The sequence below is a fragment of the Flammeovirga sp. SJP92 genome (assembly GCF_001583495.1).
Taxonomy (GTDB): domain Bacteria; phylum Bacteroidota; class Bacteroidia; order Cytophagales; family Flammeovirgaceae; genus Flammeovirga.
This window is the reverse complement of the sequence record NZ_LQAQ01000078.1, coordinates 29,922-56,363: the sequence shown is the minus strand read 5'-3', so window position 1 is coordinate 56,363 and position 26,442 is coordinate 29,922. Positions and strand designations below refer to the sequence as shown.

Here is a 26,442-nt window from a genome sequence, read left to right as displayed (position 1 = left end):
ATAACGAAGCTCCAGTGTTGAAAATGTGATTCGCATTTCCAAAAGTGATAAGGCAGACACATCACTGGAGCTATAGCTATTTTTTAATTTCTCTTTACTTTTAATTCTAAATGTTCTTCTTCTTTCACCGCATTATTGGCTTTTCTCAGTAAAACATAAGCCATCACTGCAATGATTGCCCCTATTCCCACGAGCCAAGTCCAACCGTCTTCTCCTGTAGTGGCAATCCCTAAGAATAAGATACAAACCGCAAATAATGAATAACTCATTACTTTTAAGCTGAAAGCATTTGTTCCTGCAGTTTCAACCACTTCCTCTCTCCTTTTTGCTATCTCATTGACTTGATGAAGTTCAATGCTGTCTTTTGCTTTTTGAAGCAATTCGTTTATTGCTAATAACGAAAACGGAACAACGACACCTACTAACATTTCAATTGCCCTACTTAAACCTTCCCAATCCATCACCATTGGCAGAATTTTAAGTATTACATTAATCAACAAACTTGCAATTGTAATTTTAATTATTTGTGATTTTCCCAATCGCTCTGAAAACAAACTCCAGATTGGAGGAGCGTAAAGCGATGTTCCGGTTACGGCACTAATGCTGAGTACCACATTGACAATACCTCCTACTGATGGAACTAAAAGTGCCACACCGATAGCAAAGACTCCACAAAAGATTGTTGCCATTCGGGCCACTTGTATTTTTTGTTTGTCTGATAAATTCGGTTTCAGTTTTAAAACAATATCATTTGTAATCACCGCTGCTGAAATATTTAGGGAGCCATTTACGGAACTTGCTGTAGCGAACAACATTCCTCCGATCATCAAACCTAACATTCCTTCCGGCAATACTTTCTGACACATTAATAAATATGCTCCTTCTATCTCAAGTCCCATTAGATTGGGATCAACTACTTTATAAATCATTGGAGGCAACATCCATAAAATTGGACTGAAAATATATAACCCTCCAAATAAGTAAGCTACCTTTTTCGCTGCTTTTGGAGTTGATACGGAAGTGTAGCGTTGGACGTAGGCCCAGTTACCACCAATAAAAATTGAATTGTATACTCCAAACGACAATAAAAATAATGGAGAGTATTGCTTGTTGACCAATTCAAAGAATCCTTCTGGTGAATTATTTACAAAATTGTCTACACCACCCACATAATTCAAAGCTAAAGGAATGACAATAATGATGGCGGACAATAAAATAACAAACTGCAATACATCTGTGACCATTACTGCTTTTAATCCTCCAAGTGTGGTATATAAGATCATAAATATGCCCAATACCAAAATACAAGTATAGATTGACGCATCTAATGACACGCTGATAATCTTTGCTACAGGATATAAGAAAGCCCCTGTGTAGGCAAAAGACATTAATAAAAATAAATAAGTAAATACCTTTTGTGTGTCACCATCAAATCTAAATCTCAAATATTCTGCGACTGTCACAGCACCCGTTTTATGCCACTTCTCTACAATCAGTTTACCTACTAAGAAGCCTGCTATACACATCGTCCATTGAATCGCAATTGCCACTGCACCATACTCATAAGCAATGGCTCCCCATACTACAAAAGTTCCTGCAGAGAAGAAGCCCATAAAAAGCGATAAACCGCTCATACCCCAAGGCACTGCTCCACCGCCTGCGAAAAACCCCTTTAAATCTTTCTCTCTCGAAAATGTAATTCCTACACCTAATACAATTAGGGAAAAAATTAGTATCACTAAAAAATCAAACGCTCCCATCTTAAAAAACTAGTTTCTTTATTATATTGCTAATATAGCAATTATAGATTTAAGTTTTAAATATTTATTCTACTATTTTAAAATTCTTTAGGAAAAAATGTTGATTTTATCTCCTTAAAGCTAAATGAATTGAAATCCATAACCTATCAGCCCTGACTTTTCATTAAAAATGAAAAAAGCCACCCCTCTATTTACAAGTAAACAAGGGATGACTTTATCAACTTATTCCAACTATTTATTCGTTATTCTAGGTGTTTCTATGAGGTGTTACTTAATTAATATTTTGAGGTTGTTTGTATTATTTGATGTTTTGATATAGTAAATACCTTTCACCAAATCTGACAGGTCAATTGTTCCTGCAGGGTCTTGGATATCAATAGATTTCACTAATACACCCACTCCATTAAATACATGAATGACTTCATTTGCCTTCAAGTTTCTGATTTGGAATAATCCATTATTTGGGTTAGGGTATACCAATTGATCCAATGAAGGTACATCTACGCTTGTCACATCATCTGTTTCAACTTTAAAGGTCTTGGAAACTTCAACCGCCGCAAAAAGTGTTTCAGTCTCTGATGTCATCGCTTTCAAGGTCACTGATCCTGCGGATTTGCCAACTAATTTACCCTCTTCAACTACTGCAATAGACGCATCATCAACGATGAAATTTACTTCTTGATCTGTGTAAATTGAAAAGGCTGTCAAAGATACCTCTCCTCCTACTTTAAGTGTAGTGACTTGCTCACTCCAATCAATCTCATCTTGATATTTAACTACTACTGCTTTTTCTAATCTTTCAGACTCAATATATACTTGATCCGCTTCTGCGTATGCAATTACCGTAATATTACCAACTTCATTACCTCTCAATGAGCTTCCTTCAAGAATAGCAGCATCGGAATCTTCTTTTAATAAATATTTCACTTTTGAGCCCCCTTGTGCGGCTAAAGAGTAAGCACCTCCAACTGCAAGTTTGGCAATATCCTGCTCCCAAGTGATTGTGTTTTCTTTTCTTGCATTCAATGTTTTATTGAACGTCACCGGTACCCCTTGTGCTGTGTTAGTAGTAGCTGAAATTTGAACATTACCAGCTCCTACAATTGTAAGTAAGTTGGTCTCATTCAGTGTTGCAATACTCTCATCACTTGTTGCAAAAGTTACAGGTTCTCCGGTTGAAGAAGTGGCTTCCATCTGAATTTCATCCCCTAACATCACAATTCCTTCCTCCAAATTCCACTCAATTTCAGTATCGTCCGCGGCATAAACCTCTAGCTCAAACATTCGCATTCTTGTGTCCGTACCTTTATCTAAGTTATTGACTTGAAGCTTTACTTTTTGAGCAGTTATTTTATCAAAGAATTTAATATACTCTGGGTTTCTGTTATCTGTTTCTTCCAACACTTTGATCCATTGTCCATCAACTTCCACACTCATTTCAAATCCAACTAATGGATTGCTATATACTCCATCTGAACTACCAGACCACATTCCAACTCCAGTAATATCATAAGGTTCTTCCAAATCAATCACAACTTCATGTGGCAAAGGAATATCCTTTTCAGTAATCCAACGGCTGGTTTTATTTATTTTATCTCCATCGATAAGGTATTTAGCAGGATAGTTCGCATCTTCATTTGTTACTGAAAAGATAGTCTTCCCTTTAGCAACATTCACCAATGCGCCTGTAATTACTTTAAATGATCTTATCACTGAAGGTGCACCATCAAACTCTTCATTACCCATATGATAAGCTCTGATTTTCACTTGTCCTTCTCCAGAAAAAGTCATCACACCATCATTAATCACTGCAGGACCATCTACTACTTCATATTGAACAGGCAATCCTGAACTAGTCACAGCATCTAATGTATAAGTGCTTCTTAAAAACTGCTCTTCGATTGCAGGAAATTCAATAGTTTGAGGCTTTAATGAAACAGCTCCACCATTTGGATCTAAAGTGATTTTAAGTGTATTTACACTAAATGGAGAAGCATCGAATGAAATTTTATCTACTGACTGCGTATAGTTAAGGTTCATTACTTCCTCAATATCGTAAGCTTGCGTACTCACCCATGATTGAACAGCAGCAATACCTTGATTAGCACCATTGTCATTAAAATCAATAGAGATCGTCTGTGCTTCAGGAGCAATATTGGTAATGTTTAGGTATACTACATTTTCATCACCATCTCTCATCGCCAATACACGTGTAAGCTCCATATCTTTCATTCCTCTTTCTGGCAAACAGTAAGAGCCAAGAGGATATGAAGATGTCAATTGTTTGAAACCATCATACACTTTTGATTTAACTGGAGAACCACCTGAAGGTGTTTGAAGAAGTGCTGCGTTATTTCCTGAAGAGTTATTGATATTGAAAATGAAAAAGTGGTTCACACCTCCATTAATGGCATCACTGATACGCATACCCATTGAAACATCACCAATATAATCTGGCTCAGATTGTTCGAAGATTTCATATAAACCATCACCTTTCTGTAATTTACCAGTTTGCTCATTATTTTGGAAAGGTAAACCATCAATGTAGTCATAGATATCTTTATAGTTTTTCTCATCCCATCCGTTTCTATAACCATGTGTAGACACTACATCAATTTCATCATATGCTTCAGGAATTTCTGCTTTCCATACGTCAAACCATTTGATTACACCCAAAACGCTCCACTGACTGGTACCTCCAATATGAGGCATTTTCATTCCTTTAGTATTGATAGAAGGATCTTCAATCATTTCACGCAATTTCGGCACTGAATATTTATAAAGGCCACCATAGTAAACGGCAAAACCTGTACCTCCTGGCTCGTTGAGAATATCTAATTCATCAATCTGCACACCTCTATCATGAAAACCCTCAATTACAGAATAGTAATATTGAGCCATTTTATCATAAATTTCAGGATCACTATCATCAAATTCTTTTTTCTTATCTGGATCTCTTCTTAGATCTTCAGGAATATCCTGCACACACATTTGTACTTTGATATCTGGATTGATCTTACGGATGTCTTCTACAAAAGCTGTAAAGTTGTTGTATTGTTTTTCATTCTCCTCTGTAGGTCTGCCATTGATATAATGCTTGACAAAATCAAGGTGAATATCTTCTGCCACCATTTTCGATGCCAAAAGCCTATTCTCATCTGACATACTTAACCAGTGACCAATGTAACTGTCACAGGTTCCCCCAGCTCCTAAAAACTGCTGTTGTTTCTTACTGATGTCCACAGAAATACTCTGTGCCCACAAATTAGACGTAGCTAATAAGCTACCTAATAAAAAGGTAAGTAGTTTTCTCATTGAATTATGTTTTAAAAAATTGCTTTACTGAATAAACATTCATTTAAAAAGACATCTACAAGAAGGATGATTCTTTTTAAATTGAATTAGAGAGCCATTCAATAAATGATAAAAATTCATCTCATTATAAAAATCCCTACTGCCAAAATTGATCTCTCAAATTGTAGGGTTTGGTTTTCTTTTCTTTCATTGGATCAAAATAAGGATTGGCCTCTGGCAATTGTGCCTTTGTTTGCTTTAACCATCTATTCAGTTCCTTCTCCATTTCATTGGCCACCTCTTCATATTTATCAATCACATTATTGGCTTCTCCAATATCATTAGATAAATCATAGAGTTCATTTCTTTGGCCATAAATTCTGTAATACTTCCAGCGACCTTTCAGTACTGCACTGTATGGTTCTGCCCCTTGTATGTGGTAGTGCGGATAATGCCAAAAAAGTGTTCTGTCTATCTTTTCTTTTTGAGTCAAAACTTGACGTAAATCTACTCCATCAACTGTTTTCTTTTTGTATTTAGTTGAGGTTAAAGAAAGTAATGTAGGCATAAAATCAATTGTCATTGCTGGCACATCACTTTCTGCTTTTGGTATATGACCAACCCATTTCACAATCATTGGCACTCTTACACCACCTTCATAAAAGTTCCCTTTTCCGGCTCTGTAAGGATAATTGCTTTTAGGTTTCCTTCCTTTTTTATTGGTTTTTAATTCCAAACCACCATTATCACTGCTCAATACAATGATGGTATTATCAAGAATACCTTCTTTTTCTAATTTATCCACTATTTGACCAACCGCATCATCTACATGTTCGACCATTGCGGCATACGTAGGATTTTGATGATGCTTACCTCCCTTACCGTTTTCTATCAAGTGTTGATATTTCTCTACCTTTTCAGGCTTCGCTTGTAAAGGAGTATGAACATTGTAAAAATTGAATTGTAAATAAAAAGGCTGTTCTTTCGAATTTTCAATTTGCTGGATCGCTTCTTTAACTAAACGATCCGTCAAATATTCTCCTTTTTTACCATCGGCTAACGTTTGGTTATTATACGGAGAAAAGTAACTTCCTTTGTTGGTAGCCGGTGATCCAGCCTTCCAGCCTCCTATATTTACATCAAAACCATGCGACAAAGGCCAGTCTTTTTCGTTATCACCTAAATGCCATTTGCCAACATGGATGGTTTTATATCCGTTTTTTCTTAATTCTTCCGGCAATGTTTTGCTTTCAGAAGGTAGAAACAACTGCCATTCTGGAATTTTCATGGAGGCATAAGGCATAAACCAACCGTCAATCCAATCCGTTATTCGTAATCGAGCAGGGTATTGTCCCGTCATTAATGCTGCTCTTGAAGGTGAACATACAGTACAGGCGGCATAAGCGTTCGTAAATCTCATACCAGTATTGGCCAACTTGTCAATATTGGGGCTCTGATGAAAGTCAGAACCATAACAAGACAGATCGCTGATCCCCATATCATCTACAAAGAAAAATACAATATTGGGCTGATCGTTGACAACTTGTCCTAATCCCACATCAGGAATGAAAAATGGGAAGAGAAAACTAATCAGCAGACGATAATTAATATCCATCAAATTCCAAACTCGCTGTACGTATATCATAAGTTTACTTGTAACGCTTTATAGTGTTATTCATACAATTATATAACATTATTGCTATAATAGCAACTTAATGTAAATATATTTAATAAAAGGCCCATCAACACTCCAAAAAATAGGCTTATTACATTATAAACTAAATTGTTGTCAACCACCTTCAGTCAGATTTCCTACAAGCTTTTCAGACCCTACTTCCAAACTTACTTTTTCTTCATTTTAGTCTTAAAATAAAAACGAAACAAAAGCTATATTTCAGAAATAACTAGATTTTTACACTCAAAAACTTAATTTACAGAGTGCTTACACCACTTATGACAAAGCAGTGTAAACATGAATAAAAGAATATATTAATATTAATTTCGAAGCTCTACACCAATCCTTTCAGAATACTTCACAATAATCGTATTATACCTACCCTTGAATTCTTCAAACTTTTTCTTTTGCTCAACATCAAAAATCTCATTGAAAGCATATTCCTTTGAGGTTACCACCAATGAATCAATTTCTAAATATTGTTGACTATCTATCTCATAAACCTTTCTAGCACTAATGAGCATTTTATTCATTCGCTTTAACTCCCCTTTCAATTCTCCTTGTTGTTCTTTAGAGATTGAGAACATTTGCCTTAATACAGAAAGTTCTTTACGCGTCAATCTTGAGATAGCCAAAACGGTAATTTGATTTTCTGTCAGAATTCTATTTCTGTTTTCTTTAAATTCTTTTTCCAGCTTTCTTTTTTCTTTCACTGCGTATTTATCAACTTTTTGTAATTCCTTAAGAAAATCAATACGCTGTGCTTTTAGCAACACAATTTGATCGCCTGTGAGGGTACCTCCCAATGTTTTATTCATATAAGAGATATAATTATTAATTTTCTTTTCAGTTTTGTCATCCTGTGCAAATACAAATTGTCCCAATAGCACAAGAAAAATGTTGAGTAAGATGAACTTTTTCATAACTTAAAAGTTTTTAATCGATACCTTACCAGACAGAAAAAGGTTTATTGCTTCAAGTTGAGATGAATGATAAACGATGCATGAAGTCTTTGATGTTTACTTTATCGTAAGTTCTACTACAAAAGTAATATCATTAATGTGTATTATTATTTTGCGATTACTGCCTTTATGAAAACGTTTTACAGAACTTCTATTCATCCCTTTCACAGAGTTGTACTCCCAATACAATAATTAAAAATTAATTTATCACCTATTTTGTCTTAGTACTTAAAAAATGAAAATAACCTTTATTCTTGATCGGTTTGCTATCGATTTTCTTTGAAAATGGAAATTTTAACAATTTAACTTCGTAAATATGGTACAATTATACAAACAAATTGCTATATTAGCAACGTTGTCGGTAAAATTATTGATTTTACTATTATAAAAGAAAGCATCTGTTCAAATACAATGTCCTGTTTACATTGATTTTTTAATTAATCTTAAAATGAAACGAAATAGTATATTACCATTACTTATCATGGCTGGAAGCCTTTTCGCCTCTTGTGATAGTGAAGAAAGCTTACCAACCCGACCTGCATCAGTAACCTTAGAAGGAGAAAGTCTTTTTAGTGTTGAAAGTGCAGGCGATACTGTTAATTCTTATTTCACCGCAAAATTTGATGGAACTCCTCCTCATGATCTAGTATATAAAGACTCTAAAGGAAATGAATACACTTTCCATGCAGAAGAAAGCCGTATTTATGAAATCCCTGTCGTGACAGATGTTTCTCTCTCTTTCACGCCTGTATCTACTAAAGGAAAAGCGGGTGAAGGTGAAGTTGAAGGACAAGCAGAAGTCTTATTGACCAGTGAAATTGGGCAAATTCCATTTTCATACACAGGATATGTACAATCTTTTAAAGGCAGTAATGCTGCAGAATGGTACACCAACCCCGATGAAGCTCATGTTGATGACCGTTTGGTTGTCAGAAATCATAAAAATGATCAAGTTCATACACTATTAGTCATCAAGCTTTCTGACCTTGGTGAACTGTCAGATGAGAATAAAGTTATTCTTTCTATTTATGGTGGTATGGAAGAAGGTAAAAATGCTCCTATTAATTTAGCTATCTCAGGAATTGGAGAAAAAATTGAAGCTGGAACATTATACGATGATGTGATGGCCATTGAAGATCAATTTGAGCTAATTACTGAAGATGAATTAGTCTTTGAATTAGGAGAGATGAGACGATTAAGTTATGAAATCACAGATTTCTTAAAAACTAATCAAAGTGCAGGTAAAGAATTTGTGACAATTAAAATGAGTGACACAAAGCAAAATGCCAAACCTTTTGTTTTACACACTCAATTTGAAACGGACGCGAACTTAAAATCATTCAACTCTTTAGTTGGTTTAGTAGAATAATATTTCATTCATTTCAATTAAATACATAAAGCCCATGTACTCTTTACTTGGGCTTTTACATATCTCAATCCTAATTATTATAAACTAAGTTGTTTCAGTTTTAGACAATTAGACTATTTCTGATCATCTGCAAGCATCAATGTGCTTGCTTTAACCTCTACCTTTTATGACTTCTATTATCCTTGCTTTTGATTCAATTCAAAATTAAGAACTAGATGGTATGATCTAAAAGGAGACTAAAACAGTATATCACTTAGTTTACAGCAAATTAATTTTAATGATGAAAAATATATATATCTTTTTTACACTCTCATTCCTATTGTTCGGATGTGGGGGCAATAAACAAACTTCAAAGTCAGAAGATAAAACCCATCTCAAACCTAATATTATTTTAGTTTACCTTGATGATTTAGGTTATGGTGACATAAGCGTCAATGGAGCTAAAGGATTTACCACTCCAAATATTGATTTCCTTGCTCAAAATGGTGTCAACTTTACGAATGCCTACGCTTCTTCAGCTACTTGTACTCCCTCAAGATATGCACTGATGACAGGGCAATACCCTTGGAAGAAAAAAGGAGCACATATTCTTTCTGGAACAGATCCATTACTCATTGATACAGCACAAATCACTCTTCCAAAAATGTTGAGAAAAGAAGGATATCAAACTGCAATCATTGGAAAATGGCACCTTGGACTTGGACAAGGTGAAAAGAATTGGAACAAGCATATTTCTCCTGGTCCTAATGAAGTTGGGTTTGATCAATCTTACATTATGGCGGCAACTCAAGACCGTGTGCCTACAGTTTACATTGAGAATGGAAATGTAGTAGGCCTTGATCCTAATGACCCTATTGAAGTCAATTATAAAAAGAATTTTGAAGGACAACCTACAGGAAAGAAAAATCCTGAGTTGACCACTATGAAATGGCATCATGAGCATAATAACACCATTATTAACGGTATTCCAAGAATTGGTTATATGAAAGGTGGTCAATCGGCCCTTTGGAATGATGTAGAAATGGCAGATCATTTTTTGGATAAGGTTAAAGACTATATCAAAATAAATTCTTCCAAAAAACAACCTTTCTTCTTGGCGTATACTATGCAACAACCACATGTGCCAAGAACTCCTCATCCAAGATTTGTAGGTAAATCTGGAAAAGGACCTAGAGGTGATGTGATTGTAGAAGCGGATTGGTGTATTGGTGAACTGATCAAGTCGATTCAAGAAGCAGGTATTGAAGAAAATACTTTGATCATTCTTTCTTCTGACAATGGTCCGGTACTTAACGACGGATACTATGATGATGCAGTGGAACTTCTTGGTGATCATGATCCAGCTGGCGGTTTAAGAGGAGGAAAATATTCACTTTTTGAAGCCGGTACTCACGTTCCTTTTATCACTTACTGGAAAGGTCAAATTCATCCTCTGGCATCTGATGCTCTAGTTTGTCAGCTTGATTTATTTGCTTCTTTAGCCTCTTTAGTAGGAAGTGATGAAATGGCAACTGACTCTGAAAATGTATTGGATGCCTTAGTCGGAAAATCCAAAGAAGGACGTCAAAATTTAGTCATTGAGGCGACTTCTAGAACGGCTTTCAGAAAAGGAAACTATGTTTTGATCCCTCCCTACAAAGGGGGTAAAATCAATAAAAAAGTAAATATAGAATTGGGGAACAGTAAAGAAATGGCTCTTTACAATCTCAAAGAAGATCCTTCACAACGTAAAAATATAGCACAGGAAAATCCTCAGCTTGTAGAAGCGTTATATGACGAATTCAAAACCATCAGAGGTGAAGACAAAAAGCATCAAACCAAATAAGAATCAGACTACTTATATTTAGTTTAGAATTTAATTAGCAACTACACTTAACAAACAACTTGGCTCCTAGTAATTTACTATGGAGCCATTTATTTTTTATGCAATAAGCCAAAGTGATTGTAAAGATGATGCAACCCGAATGACTTTTTAATGCATTGATTTGGTTATTGTTTTAGATTGAATTATTTTTATTGCTATAATAGCAATTATAATTTTCTAGAGCTTAATGATGTTTTAAAGCATCTCACATTCTAGGATAAAAAGCAAGTTACTATTCAACAACAAACAATGAGATGAAATATATCTTTAAACTCCTTTTGGTAAGCGCCTTCTTTTATGGGTGTAAAACTTCCACTCCAACCACTTCAAAACCAAACATACTTTGGATAACCATTGAAGACACTTCTCCACAATTTATTGGGTGTTACGGCAATGAAAACGCACATACTCCTCATATTGATCAATTAGCGGAAGAAGGTGTTCGATTCACAAATGCATTTTCCACAGGCACCGTTTGTTCACCTAGTAGAAGTACATTGATTACAGGAGTTCGTACTTTTGAAATGGGCACTGGTAATCACCGAAGTTCGTACCCTATTCCCTCTCAGATTCATGGTTTCCCTTATTACATGAAAAAAGCAGGATACTATGTCACTAACAATGCAAAGACGGATTATAACCTTAGAAATGGAAAAGCATTTATTAAAGATGCCTGGAATGAAAGTTCTAAAAAAGCAGGCTGGTGGAATAGAAAGAAGGATCAACCTTTCTTTGCTGTCTTTAATTTCGAAGATTCCCACCAATCCCGTACCATGACTAATCCCTATTCTTGGTACATGGAAAAGATATATAACAAACTGAACAAGGAGGAAAAGATAGATGAAAATGCATTTAATATGCCTCCAATTTACAAGGACACTCCTGAAATGCGTAAACAGTTTGCCCGCGTATACAATTCCATTTCAATGACGGATAAGAAAATTGGTCACCTTCTTGAAAGACTCGATAAAGAAGGCTTGAAAGAGGAAACAATCATTTTCTTTTTTGCTGACCATGGTGAAGGAATGCCAAGAGGAAAAACCAATGGTATAGACTATGGGTATCGTGTTCCTTTTGTTGTTTGGTTTCCCGAAAAATATAAGCACCTCTCACCTTGGAAAACAAATGGAGGTGTAACAGATGAACTCATCAATTTTGAAGACCTAGCCCCTACACTTATTGATTTAGCGGGAGGGAAATTACCGAAACACCTCAAAGGAAGAATCCTAATGGGAGACAACAGATCCAAGAAAAAGGAGCTCATTACTTTATCATCTGACCGATCTGACAACGGTATTGACTTAGTTAGAACAGTGACCGACGGAAGGTATATTTATTCCAGAAACTTTATGCCGTTTATTCCTCAACAACGCTATATCCGTTATATGGAAATTTCAGATATCGTCAATCAAATGCGGACGGACTTAAAAAACAATCAATTAGATTCACTTCAAAAAAGTATCTTTGAGCCGAGACCTAAAGAATACCTTTTCGACATTCAAAATGATCAATGGGAAACGAATAATCTTGCTGATGATCCTGCTTTTCATAAAATCAAAGAAAAAATGAAAAAACACTTAAAAGCTGATTTATTAGAAAGAAGAGATGTGATGTTTTTACCTGAATATGAACTCTATAAGATTTCCGAAACAGGTACGCCGTATGAATTCCGTTTGAACAATGAAAACTGCCCCATTGACAATATTTTTGATATTGCATTCCTTTCTGGCGAAACAACTAATGAAGCACTCAAAATACAATTGCAGTTTTTAAATAGTGAGAATGCAATTGAAAGGTACTGGGCGTTATTAGGTATTAGAAGTCAGCCCAAAAAAAATGTACTTTCATATAAAGAGAGTATTCTTCAAGCTATGCAAGATCAGTATTCACCTGCTGCAATTATTGCTTCAATAATTGCATATGACCTTTATGGTGATCAAGATGCAAAAGTAAAATTGGAAAACTTCTGTTTGAGTGAAAATATGCAGGACGCTTTACTTGCCATCAACCTAATCAATTACTTCAATGATGAGCAAAAAAAACCGTTTATTTCTACTATGCAGAAAGTATATGAATTAAAAAGGGAGTACAATGTAAAAGTTGCTTCATTGGACTTTTTAGGAAGTTTGGGCGTTGTGGAGAATAACTATAAAAATAAAACTTAAAAGCTTGTTTTGAATATATTTTCCAAACATGTTATGGCACAATGTAAACGAAGTTTGCGTTATTTATAGTGTTTAGAAATCAGGAGATTTCTGATGATCTGAAGGACACGAAAGCTTAACATTCGTGCCATTGAGCTTTCTTCCGTTATAGTTTGGTAGTACCCCCCTGGCATTGAAGGGAAAAGCGTTAAGAATTTCATGTATTGAGCCGTTAAAAATGATTTTCTTGTTTGAGCAAAGCGAGTTTAAAATCATTGAGGCGAGTGGAGTGAAATTTAGCTTTTGACTTCTAAGCCTAGATTTTTTGCTTCGTTTTTCATCAATGGAAAAATGAAGAAGAAGGATGCTTGAAAGTAGAGCCTTCAAAGCTTGTAGAAATGTTGAGTGAAAGTTGACGATAATTTAGTTTACAGAGTCATTAATCTTATTGATAACAAAATAGGAGCTTCAAAAGCAATTGAAGCTCCTACACAATATAGCTATTTTAGTTCTATTATTTACTTGACTTTCTTCCCACCAATTTTACAGTTTTCACTAATGGTTTTGAAGCTCCAAGTTCCACACTTCTTTCAGATGGCAAAGCATTTGATACACTAATATCGTATTCTCCTCTCAGCCATTCTTTCTCTCCATTTTCATTGAAAAGTTTGAAATCATCCGAAGTCAATTCAAAAGAATATTCCTTTGTTTCTCCTGCCTTTAAGGCAATACGCTGAAAACCTTGAAGAATATACTGAGGCGTCAATTCTTCTTGTGTCTTAGGAGAAATATAAAGCTGAACAACGTCTTCACTATCTACTTTTCCTGTATTACTTACTGTAAAAGAGAGTTGCAATTTGTCTTTTTGTTTTAAAGTAGACGACGATAATTCTAAATTCTCAAACGTAAAATCAGTATATGTTAAACCAAATCCGAAGGGGAATAAAGGTTCTTCTTTCATGAATTTATACGTTCTTCCTTTCATTGAATAATCATCATAAGATGGAAGTTGGGCAATACTTTTCGGGAATGTGATTGGTAATTTCCCTGAAGGTGAGATATCTCCGAACAAAATATCAGCAACAGCATTTCCTCCTTGTTCACCAGGGTACCAAATGTGTAAAATAGCATCACAGTGTTCTTCAATTCCTTCCAATGAAACAGGGCTACCACTTGCTACTACTAAAACCAATGGACCTTTCTTACGCTCAATAATTTCTTTGACATAATTAAGTTGATTTTCAGGTAATTTAAGGTCTTTTCTATCCCCAATATTTTCAGAAGCAATAGCATCCACTTCTTCCCCTTCCATATCTGCTGTAATTCCAACCACACAGATTGTAACATCCGATTCTGCCGCCACATTTGGAGCCCAGTTTTTAGGATTAAGATTTTTCTGGAATGGCAATGCTCCACTTCTGTAATTCAACGACGTTCCCAAAGACACTTTATCCGCAATGCCTTCTAAAATAGTTACCAAATTCGGACTGATTCCATAATAACTACCCATCAACATATCAGCTGAATTGGCAAAAGGACCTGTAACATAAGGCACTTTAATGTCTTTAGGAAGTGGTAAAATATTGTCTTTGTTCTTTAATAAAACAATTGATTTTTGAGCGGCTTTTCTTGCTAAAGCAACATGTTCTGGAGAGTGAATATGTTCTTTCTCCACATTATAATACGGGTGGGAATTGTCTTTATTGAACATGCCCAATCTAAACCTTGTTTTGAACAGTTGAACTGTACGTTGATGAATAGTTTCTTCAGTGATTAAACCTTGTTCTACAGCTTTCATCAATTTCAGATAAGTACGTCCGCAATTCAGATTTACACCTTCGTTTAATCCTGTTGCGGCTGCTTCAGGGGCACTTTTTACGTATTTCATTTTATAGAACATACCATTAATTGCACCACAATCTGAAGTGATATAACCATCAAAACCCCATTCTTTTCTTAATAGGTCATCTAATAAAAATGTACTTGCACAAGATGGAACACCATAGACTGCATTGTAAGCACCCATAACGCCTTCCACTTTTCCTTCTACCACTAACGCTTCAAATGCAGGTAAATACGTCTCATATAAATCTTTCTTAGTAGGTTGAGCATCAAAAGTATGTCTTTCACTTTCTGGACCTGAGTGCACCGCAAAGTGTTTGGCACAAGCCGCTGTTTTCAACATCTTGTCATCAGTGCCTTGTAAACCTTTTACAAATGACAATCCAATTCTTGATGTTAAATAAGGATCTTCTCCGTAAGTCTCCTGCCCCCTTCCCCAACGTGGATCTCTAAAGATGTTGACGTTAGGAGTCCAAAAGGTAAGTCCTGCATATTTACTTGTGTTGCCCATAGCTTGGGAGATTTTGAACTTTGCTCTCGCCTCTGTTGAAATTGCATCAGCCATTTGAAAAACCAAAGTGGTGTCAAAAGTTGCCGCCATTCCAATGCCTTGAGGAAAAATAGTGGCCTTCCCGTTTCTTGCAATACCATGCAATGCTTCATTCCACCAATCATAAGCAGGTACATTCAACCTTGGAATTGCTGGAGCACTGTTGACCAATTGCTCTATTTTTTCTTCCAATGTCATTTGACTTACAAGTATTTCTGATCTTTCCTCTAAAGGTAAAGACTCATCGAAATAAGAGAAGTTCACTTCCTGCCCGTGAAGTGCTCCTACAAAGGATAGTAATAATAATATTGTTGTAAACTTAGTCTTCATTTCATTCATTATTTAACAATTAATGTCGGGTTATAATAGTCCCAAAAATCAAAACCATAACCGACTTTTTCTTTATAATCATCTTCTTTTTTAGCAATCTCTTTGATCTCAGACTGCATTTCTTTTAGTATTTCTTGATACTCTGGAAAAAAGGATAAATCCTGTGTTTCCCAAGGGTCTTTTTTATAATTGAAAAGTTGTGTTACACGCGATCCTCTCACCTGATCTCCCTCTTTTTTTGTGAAATCAGCTGCCCTAACATATTCAATCAATTTGTAATCTCCTTTTCTATAGGCTCTTTGAAATTGACGGTAGGCATGATATGTATAATCTCTGATTTGATCTTTCTGATTATTGATAACTGGAAGTAAGCTCTTCCCTATTACAGAAGAAGGAATTTTCACTTTTGCCAAATCACAAATAGTGGGATAAATATCATGTGTATAACATAAAGCATCTTTCCTTTGTGGTGTTTTGATGGCACCTCCTCCAATGATCAATGGAATATGCAGACCGTCTTCATCATATACATTCTGCTTACCCATGAGTCCATGATTTCCTACTGCCAAGCCACTATCTCCCGCTAACACAATAATTGTATTTTCATACTTCCCACTCGCTTTGAGTGATGCAATCACCTTCCCAATTTGCTCATCCAAATGGGTAATAATGGCATAATAATCCGATAACTCTTTTTGAGAAACGGCTTCCGTTCTTGGCCAAACCGCCAATGCTTCATCTCTCAAGTACATATGTCCATTGTCAAAAGGATGCTGAGACATATACGAAGGAGGAAGCTGAATTTTCTCCTCAGGGTATTTCTTTTTAAATCGCTTTGGAGCTTGTCTTGGGTCATGGGGAGCATGAAACGCCAAGTACATGAAGAAAGGGTTTTGCTCTTTATAATTTTCTATAAAATCAATCGCATCTTCTGCAAAAATTTCAGAAGTATGAGGTCCATTTTCTTCCGTTCCTATCGGCCCTCTTACACGTTCAGTTGCTACAAAAGCTTCCTTGACTCTATTATTTTTTTTGTCATAGGAAATTAAATATGCTTCACTTTTGGGGTACTTCCCTTGATCATTCCATTTCCATAGTGGCATTCTATAGTGATCTACCAAATAAGCACCCAAGCCCATCACTTGTCCACCTGAGTCAAAAGCTCTTGAAACTGAAGCTTTGTCTTGATGCCACTTTCCAACAATATGTGTCCGATAACCTGCACTATGGAAAGCCTCCGAAATGGTGGTATGCTCTTTTGGAATAAGATGTCCCTGTCTCTTCAACTGAAAAAGCGGGCGTCCAGACAACAGCATTGCACGGCTTGGAATACATGTTGCTCCTGCAAAAGATCCCATCAGATAGGCATTATCAAAGACTACCCCTTCCTCTGATAACTTGTCCATATTTGGAGTCTCAACAGCTTGTCCTCCCAAAGCATGTATACCACTATAGCGATGATCATCTGTATAAATTAACACCACATTGGGCTGTTGCCCTGCAGCCTTACCGGCCCATAAAGCAAGCAGTATTACTATCTTACAAATCTTTTTCATTGTCAGTATCTGTAAAGTGAATAGTTACCTTTTCATCGTTAACTTTCAGGTTTTTAGAAGAATTTGAAACCACATTATCAAATAATATTGGATAGCGGTGATCCTTTCCATTTTGATAAAAGTGAAGGTTTTTGATGGAAATTTTTTTGATATTTCTCGCGTACATTCCGTAAGCAGGTAAAACTCCAAACGGGATATATTCAGGATACTTCTTTTCTAAAGTAGGCACTACATTTTCTCTTTGTGCTTTCTCTCCTTCGCTTTGAATCTTAATTTCAATCTTTTCTAATTGAAGATCCTCAATCATATGATCGTCTGTTCCTGTAATCAATATCCCACTTGGTACTTCTACCCTTGTTTTTTCTTGAGGTAAAACTTCAGCATAAATATTCTTTAATAACACATTTTTTATGCTTCCCACTTCTTCTTGTGGAGCATTTCTATAGGTTCTTAAGCGTTCTCCTAAACGGACAAAAATTGGCATATCTACACCATACATTTTTATGTTTTCAATGACCACATTTTCGATGTTTGCACCATCAACCGTCAAGATTTTAATTCCTCCCCCTAAAGTTTCATTAATAGTACAATTCCGAATATGAATATCTTTAAAATCACCCATTGACTCCGTTCCGAATTTAATTGCTCCCCAATCACTCTTCAAGACACAATTGTCAACATCAACGTTTTGAGTAGGCAGTGGACTTGTTGCTTTGATACAAACGGCGTCATCACCTGCATCAATATTAGAGTCTTTAATAGAAATATCTGTACTTGAATCGATGTCAATGCCATCATTATTACGGTGAGCATGACTGTAAATTTTGATATCTTCTACTTGTGCATTTTTACATTGGAAGAAATGCAGGGTCCACGCTGAAGACTGTCTTAATGTAATTTGATGGAGTTTAATATCTTCACACCCTACCAATCGTATCAAGAAAGGGCGGTCTGCTATCAATGGTTTTCTCTTCTCTTTTGCAATACCTAATTGCTCCAAAATATCTTTCATATTTTCATACAAGAAATTCTTACCTCGGCCATCAATCACACCTTTACCGTAAATCGCTATTCCTTTCGCTTTTTCGGCACCAATCAAACACTTTCCTCTTGGTTGTCCTGTGGCGTCCACAAAAGGAGCGATACTTTTGTAGTCCATTGGGTTCTCACTCCCAATGATTTCCGCTCCTTCTGCTACCCACAGTTTTACATTATCTTTTAGAAAAATTGTCCCTATTCGAAACACTCCTTTTTCTACTTTCACAATACCACCTCCCTCTTTTTCACAAGCATCTATGGCCTTTTGGAAATAAGCAGTGTTCAGTGTTTCTCCATCACCCTTGGCGCCATAGTCTGTGACTTTCAGCACTTTTTCTTGAGCATAAAGTGAAAGAGATAGTAAGTAAGTGATCAAAAAGAGGACATTTAATTTCATACCTTATTACAATTTATTTTGATGATTTTAGCATTATTGTTTGATCAGGATAACCGTCCACTTTGGCTGTAATATTAATGTCACCTGCTTCTTTGGTAGATTGAATGATCGTCAAAGCTCTACCTTTAGAAGTGGTCAGTGTATTGGATTTGAAGTCTTGAATATTAGTCCAAGCACCATTGTCCACACCCAGAAGTTTTGCGTTACCTTCTACCTCAAAAGTGACTTTTACATTTTCCGTTTTGACAGGATATCCGTCTTTATCTTCTAACTGAAAAACAATATGAGATACATCATAAGCATCTGCTTTCAGTTGTTTTTTATCTGCTGTAATAGTTGTTTTGACAGGTTTGCCAGCTGTTTTTAATGTAGTTACCGTTTCTTCTTTGCCAAATTTGGCTCTTGCTACCAATTCACCTTCCTCAAATGGAACTACCCATCGCATGATTCGACCGGGACTATCAGACATACTTCTATAACCCAATGACTTTCCATTCAATAAGAGTTCAACGGTAGAATAATTGGAAGTCACCTCAACCAAAACCTGTTCTCCTTTTTTGTAATTCCAGTGCCAGTTACTGTTCCTCCATTTGTATGCATTCTTCTTTTTTGCTACTGGTAATCCAGACATTTCGTGTGCTTTAAAGCCTGATTTTTTCAATGGTATAGTTCCAATAGAAATATGTGGTTCATCTTTCCAAATACTCTTAAAGTAATTCCAACCTGTCACTTTAAAACCTGCTAAATCAAGCATATCGCCCCAAGCACTTTTCTCTGGCCAACGGTCATTTCTTTCACCGATATAATCAATACCCGTCCACATAAAAATACTAAACACGCCAGGGTACTCTAAAACCTGCTTCCAATCGTCCCAAGTACCAGGACACTCATTGGTAGTGACCTGTGTGTCTGGAAAATACTTTTTGGCCCAAGGGAAAATTACGTTTCTATAACTATAACCTGGAATATCCACAGCATCAGCATATCCACTCACATGGCTCACCTGTGGAATAATCAAGTTCGCTGTTGTTGGACGAGTATCATCCATTTCCTTCGCCCAATCATTTAGTTTTTGGGCTGTTTTTGCTAAGATATAATCCCCTTTTTCCCAATTGTCATAACGCACTTTTAATTCTTCAGGTGTAAACATTGGTGGTTTTCCAAAGAAACCTTTGTTCTTGTTCGGATTTTCAGGGTCCGTGTAAAAACCAGTAATGTACCTGTAATGCAAATACGTCCACTCAATCTCATTACCAATACTCCATTGAAACACAGATGGATGATTACGATCTCTTCTCATGGTTCTTTGCAAATCGCTTTTTGCCCACTTCTGAAAGTACTCATCATAACCTCTAGTAGCATAATCTGAGTGGCGGTCATGGAAGTTTTGACGCTTGTCTTTAGGGTAATCAAACTCATCAAATAGTTCATTTTGAACTAGGAAACCCATTCTGTCACAAAGGTCCAAAAATTCTTTTGAGAATGGATTATGAGAAGTACGAATCGCATTTACTCCTCCTTCTTTTAATAGTCTTAATCTACGTTCCCAAACGCCCAGAGGAACTGCTGTTCCTACCAATCCAGCGTCATGATGTAAACACACACCTTTTACTAAAGTATTTTCTCCATTTAAATAGAAGCCTTCATTGACTTTAAACTCAATTGACCTTATACCGAAAGGAGTACTGTATTCATCCACTACTTTTCCTTCCACTTTCAATTGCGTCAATGCATTATAAAGTACGGGAGTATCAGGCGACCACAGTTTTGGTGATTTTACTGTAAGGTCTTGTTCTATTTTATTTTTTTGATTTGATTTTAGGGTTGAATGAGAAGATGTTTGAACAATGGATTTTCCATTCTCATCCAAAATGCTTGTAACCACTTCTACCTTTTGCTCTGTAGCATAATGATTCTCTAATTCAACCTGAAGGTGAACTTTTGATTGTTCTTTTGTTACTTCTGGCGTTGTGATAAAAGTACCCCAAATAGGAATATGTAATTTATCAACCGTTACTAATTTTACATTTCTATAAATACCACTTCCCGCATACCATCTGCTGTCCGCAAAACGAGAATGATCTACATGTACAGTAATCACATTGTCTTTATCATCTTGATGAAGGTAAGACGAAAGGTCAAAATAAAGGGGTGAATAACCATAAGGATTGAAACCTAGTTTTCTTCCATTGATCCAAAAAGTGGCATTGTTATAAACGCCATCAAATAGGATAAATACATTATTATCTTTTAAGTCAACAGGTGTTTTAAAATGCTTTTGGTAAATGCCAACACCGCCGGGCAAATAGCCCACACATCCTTCTAAAGTAGAGTCGAAAGAAGCTTCCACACTCCAGTCATGAGGTAATCTGATAGCTCTCCAATCTTGATCAACCAAAGGCACCTGAGTAGGTGGTAATGTGTCTTTAACTAAAGTAAATTTCCAATCAAAATTGAAGTCTATTTCTCTTTGTAAGTTTGTTTGCTGTTGGGAGCATGACATAAGCCAAATCCCCAATAGGAGTACAATTAATCCTTTCATTTCAGTAGTTCTTAATGTCTAGTTTAAGACAAAGAAATGACAGATCCATATGTTCTTCTGTTTAAATTATGCCAAATCGAAAGATTATAAATTTGCCCCCCATTAATCATTTTTTTTAAACCCCTTGAATTTTAAAAAATGAAACACACAATCAACATTTCAGTCACTTTAATAATTAGCCTTTTTTCATATATTCTCGGTTGACTCTATAATATTCTCTCCAGTCAATTCCTAAGTATTTTGTGATCTTCTGAGTGGTTTCCTCTTGTATTGACCTTAGCAATAATGACGTTTCTTCAGCAGTCAAAGCCCCTTCTTTTTTTCTTTTGAAATAATACGATCTGTGGGCGAGAAAATTAAGATAGTAATCGTAAATATGATCCTTTTGAATTTGGGATAAATTCCATTCTTTGCCGGCAAAATCAATATAATCTTGAGCACTTTTTTGTACCCATTCTCCTGGTGCAGGAACAGATTGGCCAAAAGAGATAACTGAAATCAATAATAATGAAGTTAGGATAATGATCTTTTTCATGATGTAGTTGAATTTAATGTCAATGAGATTAATAATTTGTCAATTTGGTATTTTGAAAAGTAGAGGCGAAACCCGATATACAAATCAGATGTAAAAGAATACTGATTCATTACTACCTGCGAATTCATTTATATATAAACAATAATTCTCTTCACATAGTCAATGCATAACAGGCTTCGCTACCAAGTGCTAAGACATCAATTATTTTAGGCTTAGCACTTACTACATTGTAAACTAAATTATCATCAACTTTCACTCAGCATTTCTACAAGCTTTGAAAGTTCTACTTTCAACCTTCCTTCTTCTTCATTTTTCCATTGATGAAAAACGAAGCAAAAAATCTAGGCTGTGAAGTCAAAAGCTAAATTTCATTCCACTCGCCTAAATGATTTTAAACTCGCTTTGCTCAAACAAGAAAATCATTTTTAAACAGCTTAATTCATGAAATTCTTAACGCTTTTCCCTTCAATGCCAGGGGGAATACTACCAGACAATAATGGTAGAAAGCCCACTGGCGCGAATGTTAAGCGTAAGCGTCATTCGTGCCCTACATATCATCAGAAATCTCCTGATTTCTAAACCATAAATATTTGAACAATTAGTTTACAATGTACTTACTCAAAATTATTTACCGCTTTTGCTTTCATTGAATGCTTTATTGACACGGTAATATTCTTTTACCTTGATGTTCAAATACTTTGAAACACCTTGTGATACTTCTTTCTGAGCTGCTTGTACCTGCGCTTTTGCTTCTTCCTGGCTTAAAGTACCTTCCTTTTTTTGTTTATTGATATAAGCACGTTTAGCAATGAAGTCCAAGCGATAATCATATACTACACTTTTTTGTTCCTCATTCAATTTCCACTCTTTAGAAGCAAACTCCACGAACTGTTCTGTATTCTTTTTTGCCCATTTACCAGGTACTGGAATATCCTGTGCGAAGGATACAATAGACATCATTAAAAATACTGTTACCGCAATAATCTTTTTCATAATTTACAAAGTTTAGTTTAACGAATTAGATTTTAAATTTGATATAATCAGAATCACATCAGCTTCCCCTTTCCATGGTCTTTCATACCAAAAATCGAAAGGTTCTGTGTTGTAATTTTCTTTTTTTGAATATTCACCCGTCAATGTGTTGAACCACTGTTGCTGAGCTTTAGAATAATCAAAATTTTTCTTCAAGACTTTATGTACCCCAATCCATTGATTTTCCTTTGGGGTGTACATCATTACGACACCATCTTTTTTGTTGGTGAGATTAAACCCGCTGGAATTGTGATGTGAAAGAGGAACAAAGTTTTCAAAATTATAGTGTTCAAAAAGTGTTCTCATATGCTTGAAATACTCAAAATGAGGCTTTTTGAAAGAAGCTGGCTGTTCAAATGGATTGTGAATTACAACATTCCATGAGGTACCTTGCCAATAATACGTGGTGTATCCTCCTGCGAATAGACATTGATAATTTCTTCTTAAACATGCTTCAGCATTAATATAAGCACCTGGGAACACCCTAAATGGACTTTCCTCATACCCTCCATGTTCGATATTCAATACTGGCTTATCCTTGAAACTGTTTCTAGCTTGCAACATATTTTGGTAAAGAGTGTGTTCCCAATTTTGCATTGAGATAAAATCCACCTTCCCGCTATTTCTTTTACAAAAACCAAAATCATGTACTGAAACCAAACGACCATAGGCATCTAAGTCTCGAGTTCTATCAATTCTTTCTTTGATGTATTCTTCTGTGGCCCTGCCATATAGCAATGCTTCTTTAGAAACATCCCAAATGATATTTGGAAAAGCTTGATACCTTTTAATGACGTAATCATAATAGAGATTATCAGATTCTGAATTCATCTCAGGCCAATTGACCAATTTATTCCAAACATAAATCATCAAATGAGATACAATTTCACGGTCATGCATTTCGGAAATCACTTTATCAAAATGCTTGAAAAAATCAATATTTAAAGTACTGAAATCAGGAGTTGAATTTGACCCAAGAAAAGGATAAATGTCTTCTCTGCCACCATACTCAAAAGCAGGATAATCCTTCAGTTTTGGATCCTTTTTCCATTTCACATCATAAGAATATACATTCATCACTACTTGATTGAATTGATACTCTTCTAGCACCTTCAACAGATGTTTCGTCTTATTAATTTCCTCTTGACCATAATCTAATGCAAATAACCAATCACACTCAAAAGCCATATTGAAGTAATGTTTTCCATCTTCATAGAAGAAATGTCGAGGGTTATTTTGCTTCAAAACTATCCCACCATGACGATCCGGTTTCTCATTTTCTGTCACAAGAATTAACCCTTTCAACCCATCTAATTCTTCCACTTCTGAAGTAAGCAAATAGTGTTTTACACCTTCAACTCCGCTAGAATAACGAAGAACCCATTCATTATCTCCATTGTAAAACAAAGGTATCTTTTGAGTCTCTTGTGCCTCATCTTGCACAAAAGCAAAAACATTCTTTTGAAGAGGGTTTTTCACCTTTTTCTTACTCTTGAAAATAATATCATTTACCACCCACTGTGGAGTAGCAATTTGCTCTTTTTCTTTTTTCGTTTTCCAAACTTTAATTTGACCATAACTGAATGTTGTAAACATCAGAAAGCTGATCAGTGTAATAAAATAGGTTTTCATAAGAGAATTATTTTTTCAGCAACTTAAAGACGGCATTGCCCGAAGCCACTTTTATATGTAAATAATAAAATCCTGCTGTGAGATCAGATACATCATTCTGAACATTAGAAATAAAACTTCCTTCTTTTAATAACCTGCCATATGTATCAAAAACCTTGAAATTACCAGAAGTATGAAGGTCCGATTGTATCGTTAATTTTCCAGTGTTAGGGTTGGGATAAATTGACATTTCATCCTCCGTAACTTGGAATGTACTTAATACTGGAGGTGTATCTGTATCTTCCGATGATATAATCTGTATAGGTTGAACTCCAACACTCTTTTTAATGCCATTTGACGTGGTCATTTGTACAAAAAGATAATAGAACTCATTACTGGCAATTTCCTCCACAGACTTGATATTTTCCAATGGAATTTCTGTTTCAACTGTTCCACTGACTGTTCCGACATAATCTTCAAGATCTAACGCAATATCATCCATCACCTGCCATCCATTATCATCTTTGATATGTCGTAATTTTAATTTGATGGATTCACCAACGGTCTCTCCCGTACCAGCATGATATTCAAACTTCACAGGCAATGCTTTACCTACCTCATATTTTGCATTTAATAGTTCTTCATTAGTTGCTGAAAATTTAATAAAGGTTTCAATATATTCACCAACCGTAATGGCAACTTCTGTGGTTATTTCTTTATTCTCTTTTGAAGTCACTACCAAAATTGTTTGCCCTTCTGCTACGCCAGTGATAACACCTTTTTCATCTATCGTCGCAATAGAAGTATCTTTTATCTTCCATTCCACCTCAGGGTGATCAGCTCCGAATGGCTGAATATCAATAGAAATTGGGAGTGTTTTTGTAGCTGGAACTACAATTGGATCAGGAGTTACCTCAATACTTTCTACTTCAATAGCATACCACTCCTCTATTGTCATCGTCCAACTCGTCGACAAACCATTTACGGCAGTGGCGGTAATTGTTGCTGAAGTACCAATTTCACCCACCGCGGTTATTTTTCCATCTTCAACTGTCAATACATTTTTATCAGAAGAAGCCCATGTCACTTCTTTTTTTGTATTTACTGGTTGCAATTCTATATCAAATTGCAAAGACGACCCTTTTCTTATTTTTGTGATCTCCTCTTGTACTAAATTAATTGCCGTCGGTGCAACAAATGGTCGATATTCTTCAGGAAACTGTACTGCTAAATCTTGATTACTAATTGATTTTGGAGGATTATCCAAATAGAATAAAATATAATCAATACTAGCCCCTGCCGATCTTCCTGACATGACTAAGGTATACTCTTCCCCTTCTATCAACCCATAAGTTGCATGAGCATGTGAACCAATTTCTAGGCTATGACAAGTTCCCCATACTCTTACACCTCTACCCCAAAACTTATGATCTTTTTCTAACTCAGACTTCGGTTTAGTGGTTGCACTTGTGTAGTTCCCTTCCAAGCGAACAAACATATCGTTTTTCTTGTCCCCTTTTTCTCCCTCTTCCAAAGGTTGATACAAGCGCATCAGCATTCTATAATCTCCTGTTTTGGGACATTTGAATTTGTAAGTCAATGGAGATTCCTTAGAGGCCCAAGCACCTCTGAACTCAATATAAGTCTGATTGAGTGCCTCAATACCATCTCCTTTGTAATAAAGTGGATCTTCTGGTGTTCTTAATTTCCACGTCCCTAAAGGGGATGATGTATCTTCTGCTTCAAAAGCAATAAAATCTTCACCATAATGTATGTTCTTCTGGCTGAAACCAAAAGTGGCAATACATAAAAATAATACTGTTAGTAAGGAGAATTTTGCGTTATTCATCGGTGTAGTAATTGTTATTTTTTGAGTAATTTGATGGTGTATATCTTCTCATGTTGAGAAAATCCACAGATATAAACACCTGTCTGTGAATA

General features: G+C 35.7%; 16 protein-coding genes. 4 read left to right on the top strand and 12 right to left on the bottom strand.

Translation table 11 applies throughout. The annotated features are described in order from the left end of the window. Positions 1-83 precede the first annotated feature (83 nt). From AVL50_RS17845 to AVL50_RS17830, 4 genes are all read right to left on the bottom strand, one after another. The gene (locus AVL50_RS17845; RefSeq protein ID WP_062617845.1) at positions 84-1,760 is read right to left on the bottom strand and encodes a sodium:solute symporter family protein; all 1,677 of its coding nucleotides are present in this window, start codon (positions 1,758-1,760) and stop codon (positions 84-86) included. Between the two features lie 267 nt (positions 1,761-2,027). Beyond that, positions 2,028-5,075: a discoidin domain-containing protein gene (locus tag AVL50_RS17840; protein ID WP_062617844.1), complete on the bottom strand. Its 3,048-nt coding sequence runs from the start codon at positions 5,073-5,075 to the stop codon at positions 2,028-2,030. Between the two features lie 136 nt (positions 5,076-5,211). Next, positions 5,212-6,699: a sulfatase gene (locus AVL50_RS17835; RefSeq protein WP_216639061.1), complete on the bottom strand. Its 1,488-nt coding sequence runs from the start codon at positions 6,697-6,699 to the stop codon at positions 5,212-5,214. A gap of 350 nt (positions 6,700-7,049) precedes the next feature. Further along, complete coding sequence (locus AVL50_RS17830) at positions 7,050-7,652, bottom strand: hypothetical protein (protein ID WP_062617843.1); 603 nt, start codon at positions 7,650-7,652, stop codon at positions 7,050-7,052. A gap of 487 nt (positions 7,653-8,139) precedes the next feature. On the opposite strand from AVL50_RS17830, the gene AVL50_RS17825 reads away from it, so the two are divergent. From AVL50_RS17825 to AVL50_RS17815, 3 genes are all read left to right on the top strand, one after another. Next, positions 8,140-9,060: a hypothetical protein gene (locus tag AVL50_RS17825; protein ID WP_062617842.1), complete on the top strand. Its 921-nt coding sequence runs from the start codon at positions 8,140-8,142 to the stop codon at positions 9,058-9,060. Between the two features lie 280 nt (positions 9,061-9,340). Then, complete coding sequence (locus tag AVL50_RS17820; RefSeq protein WP_062617870.1) at positions 9,341-10,885, top strand: arylsulfatase; 1,545 nt, start codon at positions 9,341-9,343, stop codon at positions 10,883-10,885. Between the two features lie 293 nt (positions 10,886-11,178). Continuing rightward, positions 11,179-13,089, top strand: a complete 1,911-nt coding sequence (locus tag AVL50_RS17815; RefSeq protein ID WP_082795899.1) for a sulfatase — start codon at positions 11,179-11,181, stop codon at positions 13,087-13,089. A gap of 493 nt (positions 13,090-13,582) precedes the next feature. On the opposite strand, the gene AVL50_RS17810 is transcribed toward AVL50_RS17815, so the two are convergent. The 5 genes from AVL50_RS17810 to AVL50_RS17790 all read right to left on the bottom strand — a co-directional run bounded on the left by AVL50_RS17810 (position 13,583) and on the right by AVL50_RS17790 (position 21,858). Next, positions 13,583-15,790 carry a glycoside hydrolase family 3 C-terminal domain-containing protein gene (locus AVL50_RS17810; RefSeq protein ID WP_062617868.1) on the bottom strand — a complete coding sequence of 736 codons (2,208 nt, stop codon included), beginning with the start codon at positions 15,788-15,790 and terminating at the stop codon, positions 13,583-13,585. A gap of 8 nt (positions 15,791-15,798) precedes the next feature. Then, entirely contained in the window at positions 15,799-17,346 is a 1,548-nt protein-coding gene (locus AVL50_RS17805) for a sulfatase-like hydrolase/transferase (RefSeq protein WP_062617841.1), read from the bottom strand. Then, positions 17,330-18,781: a glycoside hydrolase family 28 protein gene (locus AVL50_RS17800; RefSeq protein ID WP_082795897.1), complete on the bottom strand. Its 1,452-nt coding sequence runs from the start codon at positions 18,779-18,781 to the stop codon at positions 17,330-17,332. The genes AVL50_RS17805 and AVL50_RS17800 overlap by 17 nt, the downstream gene beginning before the upstream one ends. A gap of 13 nt (positions 18,782-18,794) precedes the next feature. Continuing rightward, complete coding sequence (locus AVL50_RS17795) at positions 18,795-21,323, bottom strand: glycoside hydrolase family 2 TIM barrel-domain containing protein (RefSeq protein ID WP_062617840.1); 2,529 nt, start codon at positions 21,321-21,323, stop codon at positions 18,795-18,797. Positions 21,324-21,498: 175 nt separating this feature from the next. After that, on the bottom strand, positions 21,499-21,858 hold the full coding sequence (locus AVL50_RS17790; protein WP_062617839.1) for a hypothetical protein: 360 nt from the start codon (positions 21,856-21,858) through the stop codon (positions 21,499-21,501). 441 nt (positions 21,859-22,299) lie between these two features. Between AVL50_RS17790 and AVL50_RS33045 the strand changes: the two genes are divergently transcribed. Beyond that, entirely contained in the window at positions 22,300-22,437 is a 138-nt protein-coding gene (locus AVL50_RS33045) for a hypothetical protein (RefSeq protein ID WP_157491398.1), read from the top strand. Positions 22,438-22,482: 45 nt separating this feature from the next. Here the strand turns inward: AVL50_RS33045 and AVL50_RS17785 are convergent, their stop codons facing one another. From AVL50_RS17785 to AVL50_RS17775, 3 genes are read right to left on the bottom strand one after another with little or no spacing between them, the layout of a single operon-like run. Continuing rightward, the gene (locus AVL50_RS17785) at positions 22,483-22,851 is read right to left on the bottom strand and encodes a hypothetical protein (RefSeq protein ID WP_062617838.1); all 369 of its coding nucleotides are present in this window, start codon (positions 22,849-22,851) and stop codon (positions 22,483-22,485) included. Positions 22,852-22,863: 12 nt separating this feature from the next. Further along, on the bottom strand, positions 22,864-24,522 hold the full coding sequence (locus AVL50_RS17780) for a DUF4038 domain-containing protein (protein ID WP_062617837.1): 1,659 nt from the start codon (positions 24,520-24,522) through the stop codon (positions 22,864-22,866). 7 nt (positions 24,523-24,529) lie between these two features. After that, entirely contained in the window at positions 24,530-26,350 is a 1,821-nt protein-coding gene (locus AVL50_RS17775) for an Ig-like domain-containing protein (RefSeq protein ID WP_062617836.1), read from the bottom strand. Positions 26,351-26,442: the final 92 nt, after the last annotated feature.